This window comes from Catenulispora subtropica (genome assembly GCF_039531675.1).
GTDB classification, from domain to species: domain Bacteria; phylum Actinomycetota; class Actinomycetes; order Streptomycetales; family Catenulisporaceae; genus Catenulispora; species Catenulispora subtropica.
The window spans coordinates 449,036-471,865 of the sequence record NZ_BAAAQM010000001.1; the positions used below are offsets into that span (position 1 = coordinate 449,036).

The window sequence follows — 22,830 nt, forward strand, 5'->3', positions numbered from 1 at the left end:
AACCTCGCGGCCAGTTCACACCTCGCTGACCGCGGCGGCGATCCCGCCGTACGTCCGTCTGAGATACGTGTAGAGGAGACATGTAGTGGTGACCTCACGCAAGGGCGCGGGTGGCAAGACCGCTGCAAAGAAGAAGGCCGCCGCCACCGCGCCGGACCTTGTGCAGCTGCTCACCCCCGAAGGGGATCTGGTCGAGCACCCTGATTACTCGATCGACCTGACGCCCGAGGAATACCGCGGCCTGTACCGGGACATGGTCCTGGTCCGCCGCATCGACGCCGAAGGCACGGCGCTGCAGCGCCAGGGCGAACTGGGGCTGTGGGCCCCGCTCCTGGGCCAGGAGGCCGCGCAAGTCGGCTCCGGCCGGGCGCAGACCGCCGAGGACTATGCCTTCCCCACCTACCGCGAGCACGGCGTGGCCTGGTGCCGCGACGTGGACCCGGTGAACCTGCTCGGGATGTTCCGCGGCGTGAACAACGGCGGCTGGGACCCCAACGAGAAGAACTTCCACCTCTACACGATCGTCATCGGCTCCCAGACGCTGCACGCCACCGGATACGCGATGGGCATGCAGCGCGACGGCCGCGAGGCGGCGGTGATCGCCTACTTCGGCGACGGCGCGTCCTCCCAGGGTGACGTCAACGAGGCCTTCGTCTTCGCGAGCGTGAACAACGCCCCGGTGGTGTTCTTCTGCCAGAACAACCAGTGGGCGATCTCCGAGCCCAACGAGCGCCAGTTCCGCGTCCCGCTCTACCAGCGCGCGGCCGGCTTCGGCTTCCCCGGCGTGCGGGTGGACGGCAACGACGTCCTGGCCTGCCTGGCGGTCACCCGGGCCGCCCTGGAGCGGGCCCGCAGCGGCAACGGCCCGATGCTGGTCGAGGCGTTCACCTACCGCATGGGTGCGCACACCACGTCCGACGACCCGACCCGCTACCGCAACTCGGACGAGCTGGAGGAGTGGAAGGCCAAGGACCCGATCCTGCGCATGCGCGCCTTCCTCGAGAAGAACGACTACGCCGACGAGGCCTTCTTCAAGGGTGTCGACGACGAGGCCGACGAAGTCGCCGCCGACATCCGCGCGCGCTGCATCACCATGCCGGACCCCAAGCCGGTCTCGATCTTCGACCACGTCTACGCCGAGCCGCACCCCCTGATGGACGAGGAACGCGCAGAGTACGGGGCTTACTGGGAATCTTTCGAGGGTGCTCACTGAGATGTCAGAGTCGACTAGCAAGACACAGCAGATCACCCTCGCCAAGGGCCTCAACCTGGGTCTGCGCCGGGCCCTGGAAGACGACCCGAAGGTCCTGCTCATGGGCGAGGACATCGGCAAACTCGGCGGCGTCTTCCGCGTCACCGACGGCCTGCAGAAGGACTTCGGCGAGGGCCGGGTCATCGACACCCCGCTGGCCGAGTCCGGCATCGTCGGCACCGCCGTCGGCCTGGCGCTGGCCGGCTACCGCCCGGTGGTGGAGATCCAGTTCGACGGCTTCGTCTACCCGGCCTTCGACCAGATCGTCACCCAGGTGGCCAAGATGCGCGCCCGCGCCCTGGGCACGGTCAGCATGCCGATGGTGATCCGCATCCCGTTCGGCGGCGGCATCGGCGCGGTGGAGCACCACTCGGAGTCCCCCGAGGCCTACTTCGCCATGACGGCCGGCCTGCGCGTGGTCTCCGCGTCGAACCCGGTGGACGCCTACTGGATGATCCAGCAGGCCATCGCCTCCGACGACCCGGTCGTGTTCTTCGAGCCGAAGCGCCGCTACTGGGACAAGGCCGAGCTGGACCCGACGGCGACCCCGCACCCGCTCTACGCCTCGCGCGTGGTGCGGCCGGGCACGGACGCCACCGTGGTCGCCTACGGCCCGATGGTGAAGACCTGCCTGGAGGCCGCCGCGGCCGCCGAGGAGGAGGGCCGCTCGCTGGAGGTCATCGACCTGCGCACGCTGTCCCCGCTGGACCTGGAGCCGGTCTACGCCTCGGTCCGCAAGACCGGCCGGCTGGTCACCGTGCACGAGGCCTCCGTGTTCCTCGGCCTCGGGGCGGAGGTCGCCGCGCGCGTCACCGAGAAGTGCTTCTACTCCCTGGAGTCCCCGGTGATCCGTGTCGGCGCGCCGCACACCCCGTACCCGCCGTCGCGGGTCGAGGAGGAGTTCCTGCCGGACCTGGACCGGGTGCTCGACGCCGTCGACCGCGCGTTCGCGTTCTAAGGGATCTGGGAGCACAGCATGGGTGAGATCAAGAGGTTCAACCTCCCTGATGTCGGCGAGGGCCTGACCGAGGCCGAGATCCTGGCCTGGTCGGTCAAGGTCGGCGACATCGTCAAGACCAACCAGATCCTGGTGGAGATCGAGACCGCGAAGGCGGCCGTCGAACTCCCCTCGCCGTACGCCGGCAAGGTCGTCGAGCTGCTGGTGGCGGAGGGCGCCACGGTGGACGTCGGCACCCCCATCATCGGCATCGACATCGACCCGAGCACGCCCAGCCAGGGCGGCGGGGCCGGTGGCGACGACATGGTGGCGGGCGTCGCGGCGACCGCCGAGGCCAAGGCCGCGCCGAAGAAGGACGAGTCCGCGAAGCGCGAGCCGGTCCTGGTCGGCTACGGCGTCAAGCAGGGCGCCTCCAGCCGGCGGCCCCGCAAGACCGCCGGCGCGGCTCCGGCCGCCGCCGACGTGATGGGCGCCTCGGTCCAGGAGGAGCCGGCCGTGGACGACGTCCCGGCTCCGGCGTACTACGGGCAGACCGCGGCGCGGGAGAAGGCCGCCCCGGCCACTCCGGCTCCGTCGGCTCCGTCGGCTCCGGTGCCGGCCCCGGCACCCGCCCCGGCCAACGGCTCGGGCGCCAGGGTCCTGGCCAAGCCGCCGGTCCGCAAGCTCGCCAAGGACCTGGGCGTGGACCTGGCCCTGGTGGCGCCGAGCGGCCCGAACGGCACCGTCACCCGGGAGGACGTCCACGCGGCCGCCTCCGGCACGCAGACGGCTCCCACGGTCGCCGCCGCGACCGCCGCCACCGCCGCCGAACCGTTCGTGAACGGCGAGCGCCGCGTCCCGATCAAGGGCGTCCGCAAGGCGACCGCCGCGGCCATGGTGCAGTCGGCGTTCACCGCGCCGCACGTGACCGAGTTCCTGACCATCGACGTCACGCCGACCATGAAGCTGGTACAGCGGCTGAAGGAGATGCCGGACTTCAAGGGCGTCCGGGTCTCGCCGCTGTTGCTGGTGGCCAAGGCGTTCCTGGTGGCGATGGCGCGGAACCCGGAGATCAACGCGCGCTGGGACGAGGCGAACGGCGAGATCGTCTACTTCGACCACGTGACGCTGGGCATCGCGGCGGCGACGCCGCGCGGGCTGATCGTGCCGAACGTCAAGGCCGCGGACACGTTGTCGCTGGTGGAGCTGGGCCGGGCCCTGAACGCGCTGACCGACGTGGCCCGCGAGGGCAAGACCGCGCTGGCGGACATGACGGGCAGCACGGCGACGATCACCAACGTCGGCGTGTTCGGCGTGGACACCGGCACCCCGATCCTCAACCCCGGCGAGGCGTCGATCCTGGCGTTCGGCGCGGTGCGGGAGCAGCCGTGGGTGCACAAGGGCAAGGTCAAGCCGCGCCAGGTGACGACCCTCGCGCTCTCCTTCGACCACCGCCTGGTCGACGGTGAGCTGGGCTCGAAGGTGCTGCGCGACATCGGTGCGGTGCTGGCCGATCCGCTGACCGCGCTCGCTTGGAGCTGACCGCTTAAGCACGCGTTCACATCCGCCCAGGGGCGCGCCGGTTCTCAGAACCGGCGCGCCCCTGCGCTGTTCATGGAAAATCTGGCACGATCGGCGGTATGCGCGTATCGCTTCTGCAGGTCGCCGTCGACGACTCGGAACGGCCGGAGGACCGCGCCAACCGCGTGGTGCAGCTGGTCGAGGCCGAACGGGAGTCCGGGGCCGAGCTGGTGATCCTGCCGGAGCTGTGGGTCGCCGGCGGGTTCGACTACAAGAGCTGGAGCGACCACGCGGAGCCCATCGCCGCCAGCCGGCCGATCGAGGCCTTGGAGAAGGTCCGCGCCGGAGATGGCGCGAGCCCTGAGATGTGGCTGCACTTCGGTTCTTACGTAGAAAGCGCACCCGATGGAACCTTGTACAACACCTCGGTTTTCCGCGGTCCCGGCGCTGTAGCGGCTCAGTACCGGAAGATCCACAGGTTCGGCTTCAGTGAAGGCGAAGCCACTCTGATGGGGCCTGGAGAGGATCTTGTCACCGTTACCTCCCCTTGGGGCACACTGGGGCTGGCAACGTGTTACGACCTCCGGTTTCCCGAACTGTTCCGCGGGCTGCTGGACAAGGGGATGGAGCACCTGGTGATGTGTTCCGCGTGGCCGGAGAAGCGGATCGAGCATTGGCGGGTCCTGCTTCGGGCACGCGCCATCGAGAACCAGGTCTTCGTGTTCGCGACGAACTGTGTGGGAACAAACGGTGGGGTCCCGCTGGGAGGCCGTTCCGCCGTCATCGATCCCTGGGGGAACGTGGTGGCCGAGGGCGGCGGTGAAGAGGAAGTTCTGCGCGTCGACGTGGACCCGGCCTTGGTGGCCCAGACCCGCGACACACTGCCGGTGCTGAAGGACCGCCGACTGCGCTGAAAGCTGAATACAGGGGAGGCAGCAGGTTGACCACGCACCATACCGAGCCCACGGGGGACTTGGCGGAGACACCAGAGGGCTCAAAGGTCGGCCCATACCGGCTCCTCACGCAACTCGGTTCAGGCGCCATGGGGCGGGTGTTCCTGGCGACCGATCCCACTGGCAGGCAGGCCGCCGTCAAGTTAGTCCGTTCCGATCTCGCAGAGATAGCCGCGTTCCGTAAGCGCTTCTCGCGCGAGCTCGACGTAGCGCAACGTGTGCACGGTCCGCATATAGCGGAGATCTACGACGCGCAGCCAGATGGCTCCCAGCCGTGGCTCGCGACCGAGTACGTACCTGGCCCCACTCTCCAGGAGGCCATCGAACAAGGCGGCTGTTTCGACTCCGCACGGCTGCGAGCTTTCGCCTCCGCCGTCGCGGAAGCGCTCCAGGCGATCCACGCGGCGGACGTCGTGCACCGCGACCTGAAGCCGTCCAACATCCTGCTGGGCCCGGACGGCCCGAAGGTCATCGACTTCGGGGTGGCGCGGGCTATCGACGCCTCCTTGTTGACGAACACTGGTCAGACCCTGGGCACGCCGGCGTACATGTCTCCTGAGCAGGCCGACGGCCGCTCCGTCCAGAGCGCCTCGGACGTCTTCGCTCTGGGTGCGCTGTTGGTGTTCGCGTCGACCGGCCGTCTGGCTTTCGGTGACGGCCCCGCCCTGGCGATCCTGCACCGAGTGGTCAACAACGAGCCCGAACTGGACGGCGTCGCCGCGGACGACGCGGAACTGTTGGGGATCATCAGGCAGTGTCTGGCCAAGGACCCGGACGACCGCCCTTCGCCGCGGCAACTGATCGAGACGCTGGGCGACGCGCCGTGGGAGCCGCTGACGAGCGTCGCGTGGCAGCCGCCGCAGCTCGGCGTCGGCCTGCCGCTGACCGTCAACGACGCGGCCGGGGCGCCGACAGTGGCCCTCCAGCCGAAGCGGAACCGGGGCAAGCGGATCGCGCTGATCTCGGCAGCCACGCTCGCTGTCCTCATCGTGGCCGCTGTCGCGATCGTCGAAGGCGGGAGCGACAGCGGCCACGACACCGCGACCGGTAAGGTCGGCGAACCACTGACGGGTGCGAGCTCCGGCGGATCGTTCCCGGCCGGCGGCGACAGCTCGAACAGCAGCTCCAGCGGTGGATCGGCCTCCACCGGCGCCGACACCGGCTCCAGTCCGTCGCCTCCCGGGTCGCCGGCGGTCGCCGTGAACCCCGGGAACCCGCCCGCGCCCACTTCCGGTTCCTCGACGTCGATCGCGGTCGGCCAGAATCCGGGAGGCGGCTCTTCGACAGCAGCGGCCTCGCACAGTTCCACCGCGCCGGGCGACGTCACGAAACCGTCGACGCCGGCGTCGAAGACGACCAGCAAGCCCGCGCCACCGCCCTCGACGACCGCCCCGCCGCCTCCGGCCCACAACCCGCCTGCGGCGTTCGTCCACCCCGAAGTCAGCGTGAGCATCCCCGGCTGGGTCGGGATGGCCACCGTCCAGGTGTCGTGGGCGACCCGCGCCGACGCCACCGGCTACGAGCTCCACTACACCATCGACAACAGCACCGATCAGACCGTGTCGGTCAACGGCACCTCATACTCGTACCAGATACCGGCAGGCAGCACCTCCTGTATCCAGGCGCGGCCGGTCAACCAATACGGCAAGCCCGCCTGGTATCCGGCGCCCATCTTCTGCTTCAACTCCTTCGGCCAGGTCGTCAGCGGCTCGATCTGACGTTCCAGCCCGCCGGCCCAGCCCCTACCGCTCAGTAAGTTACCGGCGGTAGGGTTCGGCCATGGGAACCTGGGGACCGCAAGGCATCAGCGGCAAAGTCGTGGTCATCACCGGTGCGGCGCGCGGGATCGGCGCCGACGCGGCCCGGCGCCTGGCCCGCCGCGGCGCGAAGGTGGCGCTGGTCGGCCTGGAGCCGGAGGAGCTGCGCAAGACCGCGGAATCCTGCGGCCCCGACGCCACCGCCTGGGACGCGGACGTGACCTCGTGGGAGCAGCTCGGCACCGCGATCGACGGCATCGTCGCGCACTACGGCGGCATCGACGTGGTCGTGGCGAACGCGGGCGTGGCCCCGACCGGGTTCATCAGGAACATCGATCCGGCGGCCTTCGAGCGCACCGTCGAGATCAACCTGCTCGGCGTCTGGCGCACGGTCCGCACCGCGCTCCCGCACGTCATCGAGCGCAAGGGCTACGTCCTCGTGGTCTCCTCGGCGGCGGCCCTCATCCATCCCCCGGCCCTTGCCGCCTACACGGCCTCCAAGGCAGGCGCCGAGGCCTTCGGCGACAGTCTGCGCGCGGAGGTGAAGCACCTCGGCGTGGACGTCGGCGTCGCGTACTTCTCGTGGATCAAGACGGACCTGGTCACCAGCGCCGACGCGCACCCGGTACTCGGCAAGTTCCGCAAGAGCGCCCCGGGACCCGCATCCCGTGTCTATCCGCTGGAGAAGGTGGGCCTCGCGGTCGCCGACGGCATCGCCCACCGCAGCCGTGTCATCTGCGTGCCGACCTGGGTCAACCACCTGCGACGCATCCACGGGATGCTGCCGTCTCTGGTGGAGAAGGCCAACGCCCGCGCGACCGCACGCGCCGACCGTGAGATGGTCGCGGACATCGAGAAGCGCGGCGCCCAGGCGGCTTCCCGCCTCACCGGTCCCGGAGGAGAGGCCGCCCAGAGCGCTTCAGACCGCAGCGCCGGATCCTGACCCGGCCGGCAACTCACCGAGCGACTCGCGGGCCCTCGTCAGATCCGCGATGCGCCGGTCGGGGAACCGAGAACCGCATCCGCCAGCCGCTCCAGCGCGGCCGCGGGATCCGCGGTCAACCCGGTGTGCACCGGCCCCGGCTGCACCACCGTGGACCGCGGCGCGATCAGCCACCGGAACCGCCGGCCGAGGGCGTCCTGGCCGGCGGGACCGGACTCCGGCCCGCCGCAGCACACCTTCGAGACCGCGCCGAGCAGCGCCTCGATGCCCTCGACGTCCGCGTCCGGATCCAGCGCGAGCACCCGCGCCGAGTCCAGGCGCGTGGTGCACCCCAGGAAGTCGAGCTGCTGGCAGTAGAGCACCACGCCGACGTTCACGAACTCGCCGCGCTCCACCCTCGGCACCGCCCGCAGCACCGAGTACTCGTAAGGCTGAACGCTCACTTCACCCGTCCCTGCATCCAGTTCGGGTGCTTCGCCTTGAGCCGCGCCTTGAGATCGCTGCCCTCCAGCGCCCGGGCCGCCTCCTGCGCGGAGCTGTCCACAACCTGTGGAAACCACTCCCGCGGTCCGGCGACCCGCGTCAGCAGATAGTCGACATAGGCGTCCCGGACTCCGGCGGGGGAGTCGAAGCCGGGCTCGTCGGCCAGCCACTCGTCCGGAACCATCGCCACCACCGACCGCAGCAGTTCCTCGGTGACCCGGGGCGCCAGCTCCGCGTCGGCGCCCGGCATGTCCTTCGCATAGGCCGCCAGCACGTGGTCGCCGGCGTCGAAGGGGACGAGCGCACCCTTCTGGGCGCCAGGCCAGTTGTGGTGGAAGATCAGCGAGGCGCCATGGTCGATCAGATACAGCTTGCGGTGCCACAGCAGCAGATTCGGGTTCCGCCACGACCTGTCGACGTTCCGCACCAGCGCGTCGAACCACACGATGCGGCTGGCCGTCTCGGCCTCCACGGGGAACGCCAGGGGATCGTAGCCCAGGGAGCCCGGCAGGTAGTCCATCCCGAGGTTCAGGCCCTCGCTGCCCTTGAGCAGCTCCTGGATCTCCTGGTCCGGCTCGCCCGCGCCGATCACGGGATCCAGCTCCACGCCGACCAGCGCCGGCATCGGCAGGCCCAGGGCCCGCGCCAGCTCGCCGGCGATCACCTCGGCGACCAGGGCTTTGCGGCCCTGACCGGCCGAGCGGAACTTCACCACGTAGGTGCCCAGGTCCGAGGCCTCGACCAGACCGGGCAGCGAACCGCCCTCGCGGAGCGGGGTCACGTACCGGGTGGCGGTGACGGTGGGCAGTGCGGAAGGCATGGAGTCCACGCTAGCCGCACCGCCGACCGTTGATCGTCGAATATCGGGCGCGGACCGCGGAGTCCGCGCGGCGGATCATCGGCATCTACGCCGCGGTGCCGATCACCAGCGCGTCGTTCTCCACGTCCACGTCCACCACCACGGTGTCGCCGTCCCGGACCTCGCCGGCCAGCAGCTTGCGGGCCAGCGGGTCGCCGATCGCGGACTGCACCAGGCGGCGCAACGGCCGGGCGCCGAACGCCGGCTCGTACCCGGCGATGGCCAGCCAGTCGCGGGCCCCCGGGGTGACGTCCAGGGTCAGGCGCCGGTCGGCCAGGCGCGCGGCCAGCTTCCCGACCTGGATGTCGACGATCCGGCCGAGTTCGGCGGTGCCCAGCGGGTCGAACACCACCTGGGCGTCCAGCCGGTTCAGGAACTCCGGCTTGAACGCCGCCCGCACCGCGGCCTCGACCCGCTGCCGCCGGTCCAGGCGGGCCTGCACCGGGTCCAGCGCCTCGTCGACGGTGAGGTCGAAGCTCGAGGTCCCCAAGTTCGAGGTGAGGATCAGGATCGTGTTGCGGAAGTCCACGGTCCGGCCCTGGCCGTCGGTGAGCCGGCCGTCGTCCAGGACCTGCAGCAGCACGTCGAAGATCTCCGGGTGCGCCTTCTCGACCTCGTCGAGCAGCACCACCGAGTACGGCCGGCGGCGCACCGCCTCGGTCAGCTGGCCGCCCTCCTCGTAGCCGACGTAGCCGGGGGGCGCGCCGACCAGCCGGGCCACCGAGTGCTTCTCGGAGTACTCCGACATGTCGATGCGCACCATCGCGTGCTCGTCGTCGAACAGGAAGTCCGCCAGCGCCTTGGCCAGCTCGGTCTTGCCGACGCCGGTGGGGCCGAGGAACAGGAACGAGCCGGTCGGGCGGTCCGGGTCGGAAACGCCGGCCCGGGCCCGGCGCACGGCGTCGGACACCGCCGCCACCGCCTCGGTCTGGCCGATCAGCCGCTTGCCGAGCCGCTCCTCCATGTGCAGGAGCTTCTCGGTCTCGCCCTCCAGCAGCCGGCCGGCCGGGATGCCGGTCCAGGCGCCGACCACCTCGGCGATGTCGTCCGGACCGACCTCCTCCTTGACCATCGGCGCGGCGGCCTCGGCCTCGTCGACGGTGGTGGACGCGCTCGCCAGCTCGGCCTCGACCGCCGGGATCTCGGCGTAGAGCAGGCGGGAGGCGGTCTCGAAGTCGCCGGCCCGCTGCGCCAGCTCGACCTGCGACTTCAGCGTGTCCAGCTGCTGCTTGAGCTCGCCGACCCGGTTCAGGCCGCCCTTCTCCTGCTCCCAGCGCGCGTTCAGGGCGTTGAGGTGCTCCTGCCGGTCGGCCAGGTCCAGCCGCAGCCGGGCCAGGCGGTCGCGGGAGGCCGGGTCCTGCTCCTTGGCCAGCGCCAGCTCCTCCATCTTCATCCGGTCCACGGTGCGCTGCAGCTCGTCGATCTCCACCGGCCGGGAGTCGATCTCCATGCGCAGCCGGGAGGCGGCCTCGTCGATCAGGTCGATGGCCTTGTCCGGCAGGAAGCGGGAGGTGATGTAGCGGTGCGACAGCGTGGCCGCGGCGACCAGCGCGTTGTCGGAGATGGCGACCTTGTGGTGCGCCTCGTAGCGGCCCTTGAGCCCGCGCAGGATCGCGATGGTGTCCTCGACCGTCGGCTCGTCGACCAGGACCTGCTGGAAGCGCCGCTCCAGCGCCGGGTCCTTCTCGATGCGCTCGCGGTACTCGTCCAGCGTGGTGGCGCCGACCATGCGCAGCTCGCCGCGGGCCAGCATCGGCTTGAGCATGTTGCCGGCGTCCATCGCGGAGTCGCCGGTGGCGCCCGCGCCGACGACCGTGTGCAGCTCGTCGATGAAGGTGACGACCCGGCCCTCGGAGTCCTTGATGTCGGACAGCACGGCCTTCAGCCGCTCCTCGAACTCGCCGCGGTACTTCGCGCCGGCCACCATCGCGCCCAGGTCCAGGGACACCAGGCGCTTGTCGCGCAGGCTCTCCGGCACGTCGCCGGCCACGATGCGCTGCGCCAGGCCCTCGACCACGGCGGTCTTGCCGACGCCGGGCTCGCCGATCAGCACCGGGTTGTTCTTGGTGCGCCGGGACAGCACCTGCACCACGCGGCGGATCTCGGCGTCGCGGCCGATCACCGGGTCCAGCTTGCCGTCGCGGGCCGCGGCGGTCAGGTCGACGCCGTACTTCTCCAGGGCCTGGTACGTGGCCTCCGGGTCCTGCGACGTGACCCGGGCCGAGCCGCGCACCTTGGTGAACGCCTCGCGCAGCGCCTTCGGCGTCGCGCCGTGCTGCTTGAGCAGGTCGGCGGTGGCGTCGTCGCCGAGCGCCAGGCCGACCAGCAGGTGCTCGGTCGAGACGTACTCGTCGTCGAGCTTGCGGGCCTCGTCGCCGGCCGCGTTCAGCGCGTTCAGGGTGCTGCGGGCCAGGGTCGGCGCCGAGACGGTCGAGCCGCTGGCCGAGGGCAGGCGCTCGGCGGCCGCGGCGGCGGCCTCGCGCAGCGCCTTCGGGTCCGCCCCGACCGCCTCCAGCAGCGGCCGGGTGGTGCCCTCGACCTGGCCGAGCAGGGCCTGCAGGACCTGGACCGTCTCCACCTGCGGGTTACCGGCGCGCGTGGCCTCGCGGATCGCGACGCTCAGGGCCTCCTGGCTCTTGGTCGTCAGCTTCTGCGAATCCACTGTGAAACCTCCAAGAGATCAGCCCCCCGACATTCAGTTGTCGACGCCGGCCGGGCCGGCGTCAGGTGCTCACTTGCCCTGCGGCTTCCACACCGCGAGCGCGGTGGTGAAGGTGGCCGGCAGGGCGGGCAGCAGGTCGCCGCGATAGCCGGGCGGAGCCGGCGGCAGCGGCGAGGCGGGCTGGGGCTGGGGCATCGCCTGCGGCGCCGCGGCCCGGCCGGGGTACAGCGTCGCCGCCTCCAGTTCGGCCACCCGCCGGGACAGCGCCGCGACCTGGTCCTCCAGCTCGCGGATGCGCTTGATCCCGGCCAGGTTCACGCCCTCGTCCTGGGACAGCCGCTGCACCTCGCGCAGCGTCTCGATGTCCCGCGCCGAGTAGCGGCGGCCGCCGCCCCCGGTGCGCTCCGGGCACACGATGCCCAGCCGGTCGTACTGCCGCAGGGTCTGCGGGTGCATGCCGGCCAGCTGCGCGGCCACGGAGATGACGTAGACCGGGGTCTGGTCGGTCAGCGGCAGGAACGGGTTCTTCGACGCCATCGCCGAGTCACTCTCCCTTCGCGGCTTCCAGCAGCTCCGCCCGCGGGTGGTGGTTGCCGGTCGCCTCCTGGTACTTCTTCAGCGCGGTGCGCGCGTCCTCGCCGATCTCGGCCGGGACCGCGATCTCGAAGCGCACCAGCAGGTCGCCCTTGGTCCCGTCCTTGCGCAGCACGCCGCGGCCGCGCACGCGCAGCACCCGGCCGTTCTGCGAGTTGGGCGGCAGCTTCACCGTCACCGGCATCCCGCCCAGGGTCGGGACCTGGATCTCCGCGCCCAGCACCGCCTCGGGGAAGGTGACGGGCACGCTCACGGTCAGGTTGTCGTCCTCACGTCCGAAGACGGGGTGCGGGCTCACGTGGACCACCACATACAGGTCGCCGGCCGGGCCGCCGCGCTCGCCGGACGCGCCCTTGCCCTTGAGCCGGATGCGCTGGCCGTCGCGGACGCCCGCCGGGATGCGGGCCGAGATGGTGCGGGAGGAGGCCGCCCGGCCCGAGCCGTGGCACACCGGGCAGGGGTCGTCGACCAGCAGGCCGCGGCCCTTGCAGTCCCGACAGGGCTCGGAGAAGGCGAACCCGCCCTGGTTCCGGCTCACCTGGCCGGTGCCGGAGCAGGTCGGGCACACCCGGGGGGTGGTGCCGGCCTTGGCGCCGGTGCCTGAGCAGGCCGAGCACGGGGTGTCCGAGGTCAGCCGGAGCGAGACGGTGGCGCCGTCGATGGAGTCGCTGAACTTCAGCGTCACCTCGGACTCCACGTCCGCGCCGCGCCGGGCCTGGGTGCTGCGCCCGCCGGTGGTCGTGGTCGGCCCGCCGCCGCGGTTGAACAGCCCGCCGAGCAGGTCGCCGATGTCGAAGTTGAAGCCGCCGGGCGCGCCGCCGGTGGGGCCGCGGAAGCCCCCGTTGCCGAACACCGAGCGCGAGTCGTCGTACTCCTTGCGCCGCTTGTCGTCCGACAGGACGTCGTAGGCCTCGGAGATCTCCTTGAACTTCTCCTCGGACGCCACGTCGCCCTTGTTGGCGTCCGGATGGTACTGGCGCGCCAGCTTCCGGTAGGCCTTCTTGATGTCGGCGGCCGGTGCGTCCTTCGAGACACCGAGGATCTTGTAGTAGTCCTTGTTGACGGCCACCTAAACCCACGCCTCCCGTCCGGGTCCTGCCTGCATGTTCACGCCGTCGCCCACGCTGAGAGGGGTCACAGCCCCGAATCGTCGTCGTCGTCGACGTCCACAGCCGGTTCGGCCGGCTTCTTGTTCCCGTCGGAAGCCGTCTTCCCCTTCGGCGCCGCCGCACTCGCCGCGGCGGCCGGGGCGGGGGCCGCGGCGGCCGGGGCCTCTTCGGCGTCCGGGGCCGGCCCGGGCTCGGCCACCTGCACCTGCGCCGGGCGCACGATGCGCTCGCCGATCCGGTAGCCGGGGCGGAACACCGTGTGCACGCTGACCTCGTCCACGTCCGGGGACGTGGTGCTCATCAGGGCCTCGTGCAGGTTCGGGTCGAAGACCTCGCCGGCCGCCCCGAACCGGGCCAGGCCGAGCTTGGTCACCACCGACTCGAAGGACTCGCCGACCTGCCGGAAGCCGCCCTCCAGCTCCCCGTGCTCGCGGGCCCGGCCGATGTCGTCCAGCACCGGCAGCAGCTCGCTCAGGGCGCCGGCCACCGCGGCCTCCTTGACCAGCTGCCGGTCGCGCTCGACGCGCTTCTTGTAGTTGCTGAACTCGGCCTGCAGCCGCTGCACGTCGTTGGTGCGTTCGGCCAACTCCGCCTGCACGCCCTGCAGCTCGTTGGTCCGCTCGGCGAGCTTGGCCAGCAGCTCGGTGACCGCGAGGTTGGCGCGCTCGCCCTCGCCTTCCCGCTCGGCCGCGTACTCGTCGCTCACGAAAGGTCCTCCTGAACCCGCCGCTTCCCACGTCCTCGGGAAGACTTCAGTGTCGCTGGTGGGGGTGGTGCCGCGCGGGTCGTCGGTCCATCCGTGGATGGTCCTGCCCCGCGCGGCACCGTCTAGCCGTCGTGCCGTGTCGCCCGTCAGGGGGAACCTGTGCCGGACCTGGGCGGATGCCCGGGTCAGGCCTGGCCGCCGCCCTTGCCCTCGTCGACGATCTCGGCGTCCACCACGTCGTCGTCGGAGCCGCCGGCCGCGCCGTCCGCACCGGGCTCGCCGCCGGGGGCACCGGCCTCGCCGGAGGCCTGCGCCTGCTGGTACAGGGCGGCACCCAGCTTCTGGCTGGTGGTGGCCAGCTTCTCCGAAGCCGAGCGGATGGTGGCGCTGTCCTCGCTCTTGAGGGCTTCCTTGGTCTCGCCGATGGCGGCCTCGACCTCGGACTTCACGTCACCGGGGACCTTGTCCTCGTTGTCCTTGAGGAACTTCTCGGTCGAGTAGACGAGGGTCTCGGCCTGGTTGCGGACCTCGGCGGCCTCGCGGCGGCTGTGGTCCTCGTCCGCGTACTGCTCGGCCTCGCGCATCATCCGGTCGATCTCGTCCTTCGGCAGCGCCGAGCCGCCGGTGATGACCATCGACTGCACCTTGCCGGTGCCCAGGTCCTTGGCCGAGACGTTGACGATGCCGTTGGCGTCGATGTCGAAGGTGACCTCGATCTGCGGCAGGCCGCGCGGCGCCGGCGGCAGGCCGGTCAGCTCGAACATGCCCAGGCGCTTGTTGTAGGCCGCGATCTCGCGCTCGCCCTGGTAGACCTGGATCTGCACCGACGGCTGGTTGTCCTCGGCGGTGGTGAAGACCTCGGAGCGCTTGGTCGGGATCGTGGTGTTGCGCTCGATCAGCTTGGTCATGATGCCGCCCTTGGTCTCGATGCCCAGGGACAGCGGGGTGACGTCGAGCAGCAGGACGTCCTTGACCTCGCCCTTCAGGACGCCGGCCTGGAGCGAGGCGCCGATGGCGACGACCTCGTCCGGGTTCACGCCCTTGTTCGGCTCCTTGCCGCCGGTCAGCTCGCGGACCAGGTCGGCCACCGCGGGCATCCGGGTCGAACCGCCGACCAGCACCACGTGGTCGATCTGGCTGATCGAGACGCCGGCGTCCTTGATCACGTTGTGGAACGGCGCCTTGCAGCGGTCCAGCAGGTCGGAGGTCAGCTGCTGGAACTGCGAGCGCGACAGGCGCTCGTCCAGGTGCAGCGGGCCCTCGGCGCTGGCGGTGATGTAGGGCAGGTTGATCGAGGTCTCGGTGGAGCTGGACAGCTCGATCTTGGCCTTCTCGCCGGCCTCCCGCAGACGCTGCATGGCCATCTTGTCCTTGGACAGGTCCACGCCGTGCGCGTTCTTGAACTGCGTCACCAGCCACTCGACGACCTTGTTGTCCCAGTCGTCGCCACCGAGGTGGTTGTCGCCGTTGGTGGCCTTCACCTCGATGGTGGAGAAGCCGTCCTCGTCCTTGCCGACCTCCAGCAGGGACACGTCGAACGTGCCGCCGCCCAGGTCGAAGACCAGGATCATCTGGTCGCCCTCGCCCTTGTCCAGGCCGTAGGCCAGGGCGGCGGCGGTGGGCTCGTTGATGATGCGCAGGACGTTCAGGCCCGCGATCTCCCCGGCCTCCTTGGTGGCCTGCCGCTCGGAGTCGGAGAAGTACGCCGGCACGGTGATGACCGCGTCGGTGACCTTCTCGGACAGGTACGCCTCGGCGTCCCGCTTGAGCTTCTGCAGGATGAACGCGGAGATCTGCTGCGGCGTGAACTGCTTGTCGTCGATGGCGATCTTCCAGTCGGTGCCCATGTGGCGCTTGACCGACCGGATGGTTCGCTCCACGTTCGTGACGGCCTGGCGCTTGGCGACCTCGCCGACCAGCACCTCGCCGTTCTTGGCGAAGGCCACCACGGACGGCGTCGTCCGGGAGCCCTCGGCGTTGGTGATGACGGTGGGCTCGCCGCCTTCCAGGACGCAGACGACGGAGTTCGTCGTCCCGAGGTCGATGCCGACCGGACGTGCCATGGGGATTCCTCCGCGAAAGACGTTTCGTTGTCGCTGTCGCGCGCCCACTACGCCCCTGGTTGAGACACAGCGTGGGGAAGGCCCGCGGCAGGTTGAGTCGAGTTCGCTCAATGATGCACGGCACCCGGGCATGAAGTCAAAAAGGTTGCGCGAGTGTGACTCAAGTTTGACCCGCGCAGGGGCTTTGACCTGCCACGGAAGGCTTAGGGGCGATCAGCTGACGCGGGTCTCCGCCCGGGCCCGGATGGGCTGCGTCGCCCGACCCGGCCTCTCTCAGGTCGCCCGGCTGCGCCGCCGCCGGCCCGCCAAGGTGCAGCCCGGCTACCAGCGTCATACCTTCGGCCTAAGGGGTAGGTGGAAGGAGCCTCGGCATGAGTCTCAGCGTGCGCAACATCATCGGCAGCGTCCTCGCCGTCGTGGGCGCGGCCCTCACGCTGGTCAGCCCCTGGCAGGCCTGGTACAACGGCCGCCACGGGAGCACCTACAAGTTCTATGAGGTCTTCGGCACGGGGATCACCGCGTCCAAGTCGGGGATCATGGACTCGGTCTTCCTCGTCTTCCTGATCACGGCGATCGTCACGGTGGTCGGCGTGGTGATGCGCTCGAGGGTCGTCGTCGGGGTCGCCGGCGTGATCGCGTTCGGGTTCACCATCCTGTGGATGATCCGCCAGGGCAACGCCGCGGGAGAGCTCACGATCAGCTCCAACAGCCGTGGCCTGGGGGTCGGCGTGGCGTTCGCTTTCGGGGGCTCGCTCCTGATGATCATCGGTGCGCTGGTGATGACCAGCATGCCGATGCGGATCATGATGGCCGACCGGGACCGGGGCGGGGCGAGGACCGTCGGCGCGGCCGGGGCGGCTGGAGCGGCTGGAGCGACGACCGCGCCGGCCGCGACGAGGGCTCCGGAGTCCAGCGCCATCCCCACCAACCCTCCGACCCCGTCGGCTCCGGCGAAGCCGGTCCGCCCGGCCCCTCCGCCCGCCGCCACGACCGGCACGCAGGGCACCCCGACCACTCCGCCGGCCGAGCGCACGGGGACCGAGCGGCTGAGCAAGGAGGAACGGGAGATGCTCGGTCTCGACCAGGACACGCCGTCGCGGGGCAAGCAGGAGAAGTGAGCGCGCCCCGGCGATGTTTCACGTGAATCATCGCCGCGCCGGCGCGGGCCCGGCCGGCCGCCGCCGGCTCAGAACCCCTGGTCCAGGAACCCTATGACCGTGGGAAACGAGTCGGTGACGAAGTCGTAGCTGTGCCCGCCGGGCTCGAGGTGCCAGTTCAGGTCGACGTCGCACGCGCAGTCGTGCAGCCGTTTGGCGAACTCCTCGGCCTCCCCGTTGATCAGCGGATCGGGCTCGTCCTGGTCCTCCAGCAGCAGCACCCGCTTGCCGGCGGCCTGCTTGACCAGTGCGTCCGGGGTGTTGGCGGCCACCAGCTTGCTGTCCGCGCCGAACATCCCCGCCGGGTCGTCGACATGGAAGTAGCCGGCCAGCGAGGCGAACTGGCCGAACAAGTCCGGGTGCCGCAGCGCCAGGTTGGCCGCGCCGTATCCGCCCATGGAGAAGCCGACGACCGCCCGCATGCCGGCCGGGAGCGGCTCGGGGCCCTCCACCGCCGGGATCACGTCCTTGACGAGGTAGGTCTCGACCATGTCCTTGCCGTCGGCGGCGTCGGCCCACTCGGTGTCGTCGTGCGCGTTGCCGCCGCCGGTCGGGGCTGCCACCACGAACGGCGCCTCGCTCCCGCTGGTGAAGGCCTTGTCCAGGGTGTCCTTCACCGCCTCCATCATCCGGTCCGGCTCGCCCGGCACGCCGTGCAGCAGGTACACGACCGGCAGCACCGTGCCGGGCGGCACCGCCGGGCGGTAGACCACGACCGGGCGGTTCGTCAGATCGCTGTCCGCCGAGGCCACGTTCAGGGTGGTGACGGTGCCCGGCCCGCTGGCCTTGGGAATCGGAGGATGTGACCTGGCCGGCGCGCTGCCGGTCGACGGCGCCGGGCTCTTGGCCGCGGCACTGCTCGTCGCCTGCCCGGAGTCGGCCGTGGGCTCCCCGGCCGGGCTCGCGGCCTCGGCGTTCGCGGTGCCCTGATGCTTGGCGAACAAGTGCGATGCGTAGCCGATGGCCGCGCCGGTTCCCGCCACGAGCACCGTGCTGACCAGGACCAGAACCAGGACCCGGCCCGGGGAGTTCCGGCGTCGGCGTTTAGGGGCGCGACGCCGCCCCCTCGCCGAACTCGCCATAGGCCCGTCGCCCTTCTCACGGCCCGCGACCATCTCAGGGCCGCGACGTATCGTCTCGCCGGACGATACCCCGGATGTCCACCGGTTCACACGAGGCTAGTCAGACAACATAAAGCCCTGGTTAAGGAGGTTCCGGGAGATAGAGTGCGCGCATGTCAGGGACTTCGGCAATGCTCGAGGGCCTGTTCCTGCGGTTCGGCCTTCCGGCACCGTCCGGCTTCCGCGTCGTCGACAGCGGGCTGCTCAATCGGTCGTATCGGGTGATCTCTGCGGGCCAGAGCTACTTCCTGAAACACTACCTGCCGTGGCGTGGCCACGGGACGGGGCTGCCCGACGAGCATGGCCGACGGCGTAGTGCGGCGCAGACGCTGCACTGGCAGCACGAAGCCGTAATCCGATTACAGACCTTGGGGATCCCTGCGGTGGCTCCCCTAAGGGATCTCCGCGGCCGCACAGTCTCTTATGTTCGCGGGCGTCCTCTCGCGGTCTTCCCCTGGAAGAGCGGGGTGCACCGCTACGGACTTCATATGCAGGAGGCTGATGCGCACTATCTGGGCACCCTCTTAGCAGACATCCACAGCGGCTTGGCTCAGGTCCTTCCAAGTGTTCCGCAGCCTCTGTTCGTCACCACCAAGTCGGAGCAATGTGCTCTCGCTGAAGCAGAACAACTCTTAACGCTGGTCGTCGCACGCCCCGATCCCGACATGATGGATCTCCTCTGTGCGCACCGGCTCAGGGAACGTCTTGCCCTCATTCCCGAGGTGGCGCACTTACGCCCGGCACCGGGTGCGGCCGGCGCCGTCGGCTACATCCATGGGGACTTCCATGGCGGCAACGTCATGTGGTCGGCTCTGGGACCCGGCAGCCACGTCACCGCCATCATCGACTGGGAGAAGACCGCGGTAGGTCCCTGTGGGGACGAAGTGGTGAGTACCGCGCTCGTCTTCTTCACCGAGCAGATCTCCGGTCAGCTCGACCTGGACCTGGTGCGTATGTTCATCGCGGGCTACGTCACGTCCCGCCCGCAATTCTCGGAGGGGGAGCTCGCGGACTCGGTGCGCCGCGTCTGGTGGGAGCGCCTCACCGACTTCTGGATCCCGGTGTGGCGGTACCACCACGCCGACCACCGGGCGGACTCTCTGTTCCCCGCCACCGCGGCCCTGGTGCCGTGGTGGACGGAGAACTACCAGAAGGTCCTGGACGCCTTCCTGGAAGGCGCCGGACTGGCTACAGGTACGGTCCCGCGCCGCTGATGCGACCCGGCTGCTCGTTTTCGCCTCCGGCCATGCCGGGGGGAACCGAGCCGGGCGGAAGCGCGCGGCGGATCTGCTCCAGCTGCGCCCGCGCGGCCATCTGCTGCGCGAACAGGGCGGTCTGGATGCCGTGGAAGAGCCCTTCCAGCCAGCCGACCAGCTGCGCCTGCGCGATCCGGAGCTCGGACTCGCTGGGGACCTCGTCCTCGGCGAACGGAAGAGACAGCCGCTCCAGCTCGGAGACCAGCTCCGGGGCCAGGCCCTTCTCCAACTCGGCGATCGAGGAGCGGTGGATCTCGCGCAGGCGGGCGCGGCTGGCCTCGTCCAGAGGCGCGGCGCGGACCTCCTCCAGCAGCTGCTTGATCATCGAGCCGATGCGCATCACCTTGGCGGGCTGCTCGACCATCTCGGCGACGTTCATCGGGTTCTCGCCGGACTCGTCCTCGTCCCCGCCGGCGGGCACCACGATCACCCGGCCGGGCAGATCGCCATCGTGCTCGGGGTCCGTGTTCAAGCTCATATTCATCGCTCCGAAGATGTCGCCGGTCATTCCCGTCATGTATCCGTCCCTATGTTCCACGCGCGCGACTCGGCGGTCACCCGCCGCTTCCCGTCGCCACATCCAGCACGACCTTGCCGACGTGCCCGCTCTCCTCCACGATCCGGTGCGCCTGCGCCGCCTGCTCGACCGGCAGCACCCGGTCCACCACCACGCGGAAGCGACCGGCCTCGATCAGCGGCCACACCGCGTCGCGGGCGGCCGCCACGATCTCGGCCTTCTCCCGAGCCGGCCGGGCGCGCAGCGTCGTGGCGGTGACACTGGCCCGCTTGGTGAGCAGAGTGTTGAGGTTCACGTCGCCCTTGACGCCACCCTGCAGCCCGATGATCATCAGACGGCCGTTCACGGCCAGCGCCTGGACGTTGCGGTCCAGGTAGGCGGCGCCCATGTTGTCGAGGATGACGTCGGCACCGTGGCCGTCGGTGGCCTTGCGCACCTGTTCCACGAAATCCTCGTCGCGGTAGTTCACCGCGAGGTCGGCGCCGAGGTCGCGGCAGGCCTGGAGCTTCGCCTCGGTCCCGGCCGTGACGATGACCCGGGCTCCGAGCTGGTGGGCGAGCTGGATCGCGGTAGTGCCGATGCCACTGGAGCCGCCGTGCACGAGGAAGGTCTCCCCGGCGGACAGACCGGCCAGCATGAAGACGTTCGACCACACAGTGCAGACAGTCTCCATGAGGCCGCCCGCGTGCAACAGGCTCATGCCCTCCGGCAACGGGGCGACCTGCCCGGCGGGCACCGCGACGCGCTGCGCGTAGCCGCCGCCGGAGAGCAGGGCGCACACCTCGTCACCGACCACGAAGCCGGTGACCCCGGAGCCGACCTCCACGACCCGTCCGGAGCACTCCAGCCCGGGATAGGGCGAAGCGCCGGGCGGCGGCGTGTAGAAACCCATGCGCTGCAGGATGTCGGCACGGTTCACGGCCGTCGCCGCGACCTCGATCAGCACCTCGCCGGCACCGGCGACCGGATCGGGCACCGCGGCCCACACCAACTGCTCGGGCCCACCGGGCTCGGCGATCGTGATGGCACGCATGACTTCACCCTAGCGAGGCCCACGCGCGGGGGCCGGATCGAGCCCACACAGCGGTCCCCCGCGGGACTCCTGACGACGACTGGGGCCACTGATCAGGATGAGGCGCCCTGATCCCTCCATTCGGTCGACGAGAAGTAAAAACCCACCAGTAGCACTTGGCAGCGCCCCGTAACGGTCGTAGAAAGGAAAACAAGGCCAGGTGACCTCCAACTCAAAGAGAAGGAATGGTTGGTACAAGGCCGCCAGACCTCGACATCGATCGGGAACCCACGCAAAGACCGACCCCTTAAGGGGCCAGCCAGCCAGGCAGACGGAGAGCAAGAACAAGGACCTGGAAGGCGACTACGGACAAAGACGCTTGTTAACTCGTTCTCGATGTCCCTTATTACAGCGGTGCCGCCGTATAGCGGCACCGCTGACCTTTTGTTTTCGGAGAGCGTTGTCGGCTACGAGTCCGAGGGCGCTGAGGGCGCAGGCGCACTGGCGGCGACCAGCGCCGCGGCGAGCTTGCGGGCGGCGTCGTCGTCCAGCGGCCGGTGGCCGATCAGGCCGCGGTACCAGAGCAGGCCGTAGGCGAGGTCGGTCAGGAAGTCCAGGTCGGTGCCGTCGGCCATCTCGTGGCGGGCGGCGCCGCGCTCCAGCAAAGAGCGCAGACTGGCGCGGCGGTTGGCCAGGAACTCCTTGAACGGTGCGGCGGTCTCGGGGTTCTCGATGGAAGCCGCCATCATGTGCTTCAGCTGGTTGATGACCGCCGGGTCCTCGGACTGGCGGAAGGTGGTCTGGAAGAACTCGGCCAGGTCGGTGCCGAGGGCGCCGGTGTCCGGGAGCGGGATGGTGTGCTGCGCGCGGGTGCCGATCGCCTCGGCGACCACCGCCGCCTTCGACGGCCACCAGCGGTAGACCGTCTGCTTGCCCACGCCGGCGTCCTTGGCCAGGCGCTCGATCGTGAAACCTTCGTAGCCGACGTCCTGCAGCAGAGCGATCGCGGCGTCGATGACCGCCTCGCGGGCCGCCTCGTTGCGGCGTCTTCCGGTGTGGGGGCGCTCCATGTCCCGCAGCTTAGCCGAGTTGTCTAGACGCGTCGTCTCGGCAATAATTGTCGAGACGGATCGTTTCGACAAAGAGTCATCCGACGGAGGGGACCCCATGTCCACGCAGGGCACGTTCACCGGCAAGACCGTCTATGTCATCGGCGCCAGCCACGGCATCGGCGAGGAGATCGCCCGCTCGTTCGCCGCGGGCGGCGCGCGGGTGCTGATCACCGGCCGCAGCAAGGAGCGCCTGGACGCGGCCGCCGAGCGCATCGGCCACCCGGTCCAGGTCTTCGAGGCCGACGCCACCCGCCAGGCCGACGTCGACGCGCTGTTCGCGGCCGCCGACACCGAGATCGACCACCTGGTGCTCGCCGTCAGCGGCGGCATGGTCGGCCTCGGCGCCTTGGCCGACCTCACCGACGAGGCGCTCCGCGAGGGCTTCGAGGGCAAGGTGTTCGCCCAGCTGCGCGTCCTGAAGGCGGCTCTGCCGCACCTGTCCGAGCACGCCTCGGTGACCTTCATCGGCGCCGGCAGCTCCCGTGCCGCCTTCCCCGGCACCGTCGCCCTCGCGGCGGCCAACGGCGCCCTGGACGCGTCCGTCCCGCCGCTCGCGAGCGAGCTCGCCCCGGTCCGCGTCAACGCGGTGGCCCCGGGCGTGATCGACACGGCCTGGTGGCACCCGCTGGGCGAGAACCGCGACGGCTTCATGGCCCAGCAGGCCGCCGCCACGCCGGTGGGCCGCGTCGGCCAGCCGCACGACGTGGCCGAAGCGGTGCTGTTCCTGGCCGGCAACGGCTTCACGACCGGCGTGGTGCTGGACGTGAACGGCGGCGCGGCGCTGGCGGCCGGGAAGTAGAAGGGGCAGCGGGGGCG

Annotated in this window: 20 protein-coding genes; 9 read left to right on the plus strand and 11 right to left on the minus strand. The window is 70.4% G+C overall.

The window, feature by feature from the left end:
- Window positions 1-85 precede the first annotated feature (85 nt).
- The 6 genes from pdhA to ABD466_RS01995 all read left to right on the plus strand — a co-directional run bounded on the left by pdhA (window position 86) and on the right by ABD466_RS01995 (window position 7,363).
- Window positions 86-1,213 (plus strand): pyruvate dehydrogenase (acetyl-transferring) E1 component subunit alpha, encoded by a 1,128-nt coding sequence (pdhA, locus tag ABD466_RS01970; RefSeq protein ID WP_344655125.1) that lies wholly within the window; start codon window positions 86-88, stop codon window positions 1,211-1,213.
- A 1-nt stretch (window position 1,214) separates the two neighbouring features.
- Entirely contained in the window at window positions 1,215-2,210 is a 996-nt protein-coding gene (locus ABD466_RS01975; RefSeq protein WP_344655126.1) for an alpha-ketoacid dehydrogenase subunit beta, read from the plus strand.
- A gap of 18 nt (window positions 2,211-2,228) precedes the next feature.
- The gene (locus ABD466_RS01980; RefSeq protein WP_344655127.1) at window positions 2,229-3,731 is read left to right on the plus strand and encodes a dihydrolipoamide acetyltransferase family protein; all 1,503 of its coding nucleotides are present in this window, start codon (window positions 2,229-2,231) and stop codon (window positions 3,729-3,731) included.
- A 98-nt stretch (window positions 3,732-3,829) separates the two neighbouring features.
- Window positions 3,830-4,624 (plus strand): carbon-nitrogen family hydrolase, encoded by a 795-nt coding sequence (locus ABD466_RS01985; RefSeq protein WP_344655128.1) that lies wholly within the window; start codon window positions 3,830-3,832, stop codon window positions 4,622-4,624.
- Between the two features lie 59 nt (window positions 4,625-4,683).
- Window positions 4,684-6,381, plus strand: a complete 1,698-nt coding sequence (locus ABD466_RS01990; protein ID WP_344655170.1) for a serine/threonine protein kinase — start codon at window positions 4,684-4,686, stop codon at window positions 6,379-6,381.
- Between the two features lie 61 nt (window positions 6,382-6,442).
- Entirely contained in the window at window positions 6,443-7,363 is a 921-nt protein-coding gene (locus ABD466_RS01995) for a short-chain dehydrogenase/reductase (protein ID WP_344655129.1), read from the plus strand.
- Window positions 7,364-7,401: 38 nt separating this feature from the next.
- On the opposite strand, the gene ABD466_RS02000 is transcribed toward ABD466_RS01995, so the two are convergent.
- The 7 genes from ABD466_RS02000 to dnaK all read right to left on the minus strand — a co-directional run bounded on the left by ABD466_RS02000 (window position 7,402) and on the right by dnaK (window position 15,839).
- A complete protein-coding gene (locus ABD466_RS02000; RefSeq protein WP_344655130.1) occupies window positions 7,402-7,806 on the minus strand; it encodes a DUF3037 domain-containing protein in 405 nt (134 codons plus the stop codon).
- Window positions 7,803-8,666 carry a HipA family kinase gene (locus ABD466_RS02005; RefSeq protein WP_344655131.1) on the minus strand — a complete coding sequence of 288 codons (864 nt, stop codon included), beginning with the start codon at window positions 8,664-8,666 and terminating at the stop codon, window positions 7,803-7,805. The genes ABD466_RS02000 and ABD466_RS02005 overlap by 4 nt, the downstream gene beginning before the upstream one ends.
- 85 nt (window positions 8,667-8,751) lie before the next feature.
- A complete protein-coding gene (gene clpB / locus ABD466_RS02010; protein ID WP_344655132.1) occupies window positions 8,752-11,367 on the minus strand; it encodes an ATP-dependent chaperone ClpB in 2,616 nt (871 codons plus the stop codon).
- A 69-nt stretch (window positions 11,368-11,436) separates the two neighbouring features.
- Window positions 11,437-11,904, minus strand: a complete 468-nt coding sequence (locus tag ABD466_RS02015) for a heat shock protein transcriptional repressor HspR (protein WP_344655133.1) — start codon at window positions 11,902-11,904, stop codon at window positions 11,437-11,439.
- Window positions 11,905-11,911: 7 nt separating this feature from the next.
- A complete protein-coding gene (gene dnaJ, locus ABD466_RS02020) occupies window positions 11,912-13,030 on the minus strand; it encodes a molecular chaperone DnaJ (protein WP_344655134.1) in 1,119 nt (372 codons plus the stop codon).
- Window positions 13,031-13,095: 65 nt separating this feature from the next.
- Window positions 13,096-13,776: a nucleotide exchange factor GrpE gene (grpE, locus tag ABD466_RS02025; protein ID WP_344655135.1), complete on the minus strand. Its 681-nt coding sequence runs from the start codon at window positions 13,774-13,776 to the stop codon at window positions 13,096-13,098.
- Between the two features lie 185 nt (window positions 13,777-13,961).
- Complete coding sequence (gene dnaK, locus ABD466_RS02030; RefSeq protein ID WP_344655136.1) at window positions 13,962-15,839, minus strand: molecular chaperone DnaK; 1,878 nt, start codon at window positions 15,837-15,839, stop codon at window positions 13,962-13,964.
- Window positions 15,840-16,210: 371 nt separating this feature from the next.
- On the opposite strand from dnaK, the gene ABD466_RS02035 reads away from it, so the two are divergent.
- The gene (locus ABD466_RS02035; protein WP_344655137.1) at window positions 16,211-16,957 is read left to right on the plus strand and encodes a hypothetical protein; all 747 of its coding nucleotides are present in this window, start codon (window positions 16,211-16,213) and stop codon (window positions 16,955-16,957) included.
- A gap of 68 nt (window positions 16,958-17,025) precedes the next feature.
- On the opposite strand, the gene ABD466_RS02040 is transcribed toward ABD466_RS02035, so the two are convergent.
- A complete protein-coding gene (locus ABD466_RS02040) occupies window positions 17,026-18,078 on the minus strand; it encodes an alpha/beta hydrolase (RefSeq protein ID WP_344655138.1) in 1,053 nt (350 codons plus the stop codon).
- A gap of 170 nt (window positions 18,079-18,248) precedes the next feature.
- Here ABD466_RS02040 and ABD466_RS02045 point away from each other — a divergent pair, with 170 nt between their 5' ends.
- The gene (locus tag ABD466_RS02045) at window positions 18,249-19,331 is read left to right on the plus strand and encodes a phosphotransferase enzyme family protein (RefSeq protein WP_344655139.1); all 1,083 of its coding nucleotides are present in this window, start codon (window positions 18,249-18,251) and stop codon (window positions 19,329-19,331) included.
- On the opposite strand, the gene ABD466_RS02050 is transcribed toward ABD466_RS02045, so the two are convergent.
- The 3 genes from ABD466_RS02050 to ABD466_RS02060 all read right to left on the minus strand — a co-directional run bounded on the left by ABD466_RS02050 (window position 19,306) and on the right by ABD466_RS02060 (window position 21,972).
- Window positions 19,306-19,857: a bacterial proteasome activator family protein gene (locus ABD466_RS02050; protein ID WP_425558513.1), complete on the minus strand. Its 552-nt coding sequence runs from the start codon at window positions 19,855-19,857 to the stop codon at window positions 19,306-19,308. The genes ABD466_RS02045 and ABD466_RS02050 overlap by 26 nt on opposite strands.
- Before the next feature lie 70 nt (window positions 19,858-19,927).
- Window positions 19,928-20,923: an NAD(P)H-quinone oxidoreductase gene (locus ABD466_RS02055; protein ID WP_344655141.1), complete on the minus strand. Its 996-nt coding sequence runs from the start codon at window positions 20,921-20,923 to the stop codon at window positions 19,928-19,930.
- A gap of 446 nt (window positions 20,924-21,369) precedes the next feature.
- On the minus strand, window positions 21,370-21,972 hold the full coding sequence (locus tag ABD466_RS02060; RefSeq protein WP_344655142.1) for a TetR/AcrR family transcriptional regulator: 603 nt from the start codon (window positions 21,970-21,972) through the stop codon (window positions 21,370-21,372).
- A 97-nt stretch (window positions 21,973-22,069) separates the two neighbouring features.
- Here ABD466_RS02060 and ABD466_RS02065 point away from each other — a divergent pair, with 97 nt between their 5' ends.
- Window positions 22,070-22,813 (plus strand): SDR family NAD(P)-dependent oxidoreductase, encoded by a 744-nt coding sequence (locus ABD466_RS02065; protein ID WP_344655143.1) that lies wholly within the window; start codon window positions 22,070-22,072, stop codon window positions 22,811-22,813.
- Window positions 22,814-22,830 lie beyond the last annotated feature (17 nt).

Excerpts from the sequence above, each read along its gene's own strand:
- ABD466_RS01975 (WP_344655126.1), top strand. The coding sequence starts at position 1,215 with ATGTCAGAGTCGACTAGCAAGACACAGCAGATCACCCTCGCCAAGGGC.
- ABD466_RS01980 (WP_344655127.1), top strand. The coding sequence starts at position 2,229 with ATGGGTGAGATCAAGAGGTTCAACCTCCCTGATGTCGGCGAGGGCCTG.
- ABD466_RS01985 (WP_344655128.1), top strand. The coding sequence starts at position 3,830 with ATGCGCGTATCGCTTCTGCAGGTCGCCGTCGACGACTCGGAACGGCCG.
- ABD466_RS01995 (WP_344655129.1), top strand. The coding sequence starts at position 6,443 with ATGGGAACCTGGGGACCGCAAGGCATCAGCGGCAAAGTCGTGGTCATC.
- ABD466_RS02005 (WP_344655131.1), bottom strand. The coding sequence starts at position 8,666 with ATGCCTTCCGCACTGCCCACCGTCACCGCCACCCGGTACGTGACCCCG.
- ABD466_RS02015 (WP_344655133.1), bottom strand. The coding sequence starts at position 11,904 with ATGGCGTCGAAGAACCCGTTCCTGCCGCTGACCGACCAGACCCCGGTC.
- dnaK (WP_344655136.1), bottom strand. The coding sequence starts at position 15,839 with ATGGCACGTCCGGTCGGCATCGACCTCGGGACGACGAACTCCGTCGTC.
- ABD466_RS02035 (WP_344655137.1), top strand. The coding sequence starts at position 16,211 with ATGAGTCTCAGCGTGCGCAACATCATCGGCAGCGTCCTCGCCGTCGTG.
- ABD466_RS02040 (WP_344655138.1), bottom strand. The coding sequence starts at position 18,078 with ATGGCGAGTTCGGCGAGGGGGCGGCGTCGCGCCCCTAAACGCCGACGC.
- ABD466_RS02045 (WP_344655139.1), top strand. The coding sequence starts at position 18,249 with ATGCTCGAGGGCCTGTTCCTGCGGTTCGGCCTTCCGGCACCGTCCGGC.
- ABD466_RS02050 (WP_425558513.1), bottom strand. The coding sequence starts at position 19,857 with ATGAATATGAGCTTGAACACGGACCCCGAGCACGATGGCGATCTGCCC.
- ABD466_RS02055 (WP_344655141.1), bottom strand. The coding sequence starts at position 20,923 with ATGCGTGCCATCACGATCGCCGAGCCCGGTGGGCCCGAGCAGTTGGTG.
- ABD466_RS02060 (WP_344655142.1), bottom strand. The coding sequence starts at position 21,972 with ATGGAGCGCCCCCACACCGGAAGACGCCGCAACGAGGCGGCCCGCGAG.
- ABD466_RS02065 (WP_344655143.1), top strand. The coding sequence starts at position 22,070 with ATGTCCACGCAGGGCACGTTCACCGGCAAGACCGTCTATGTCATCGGC.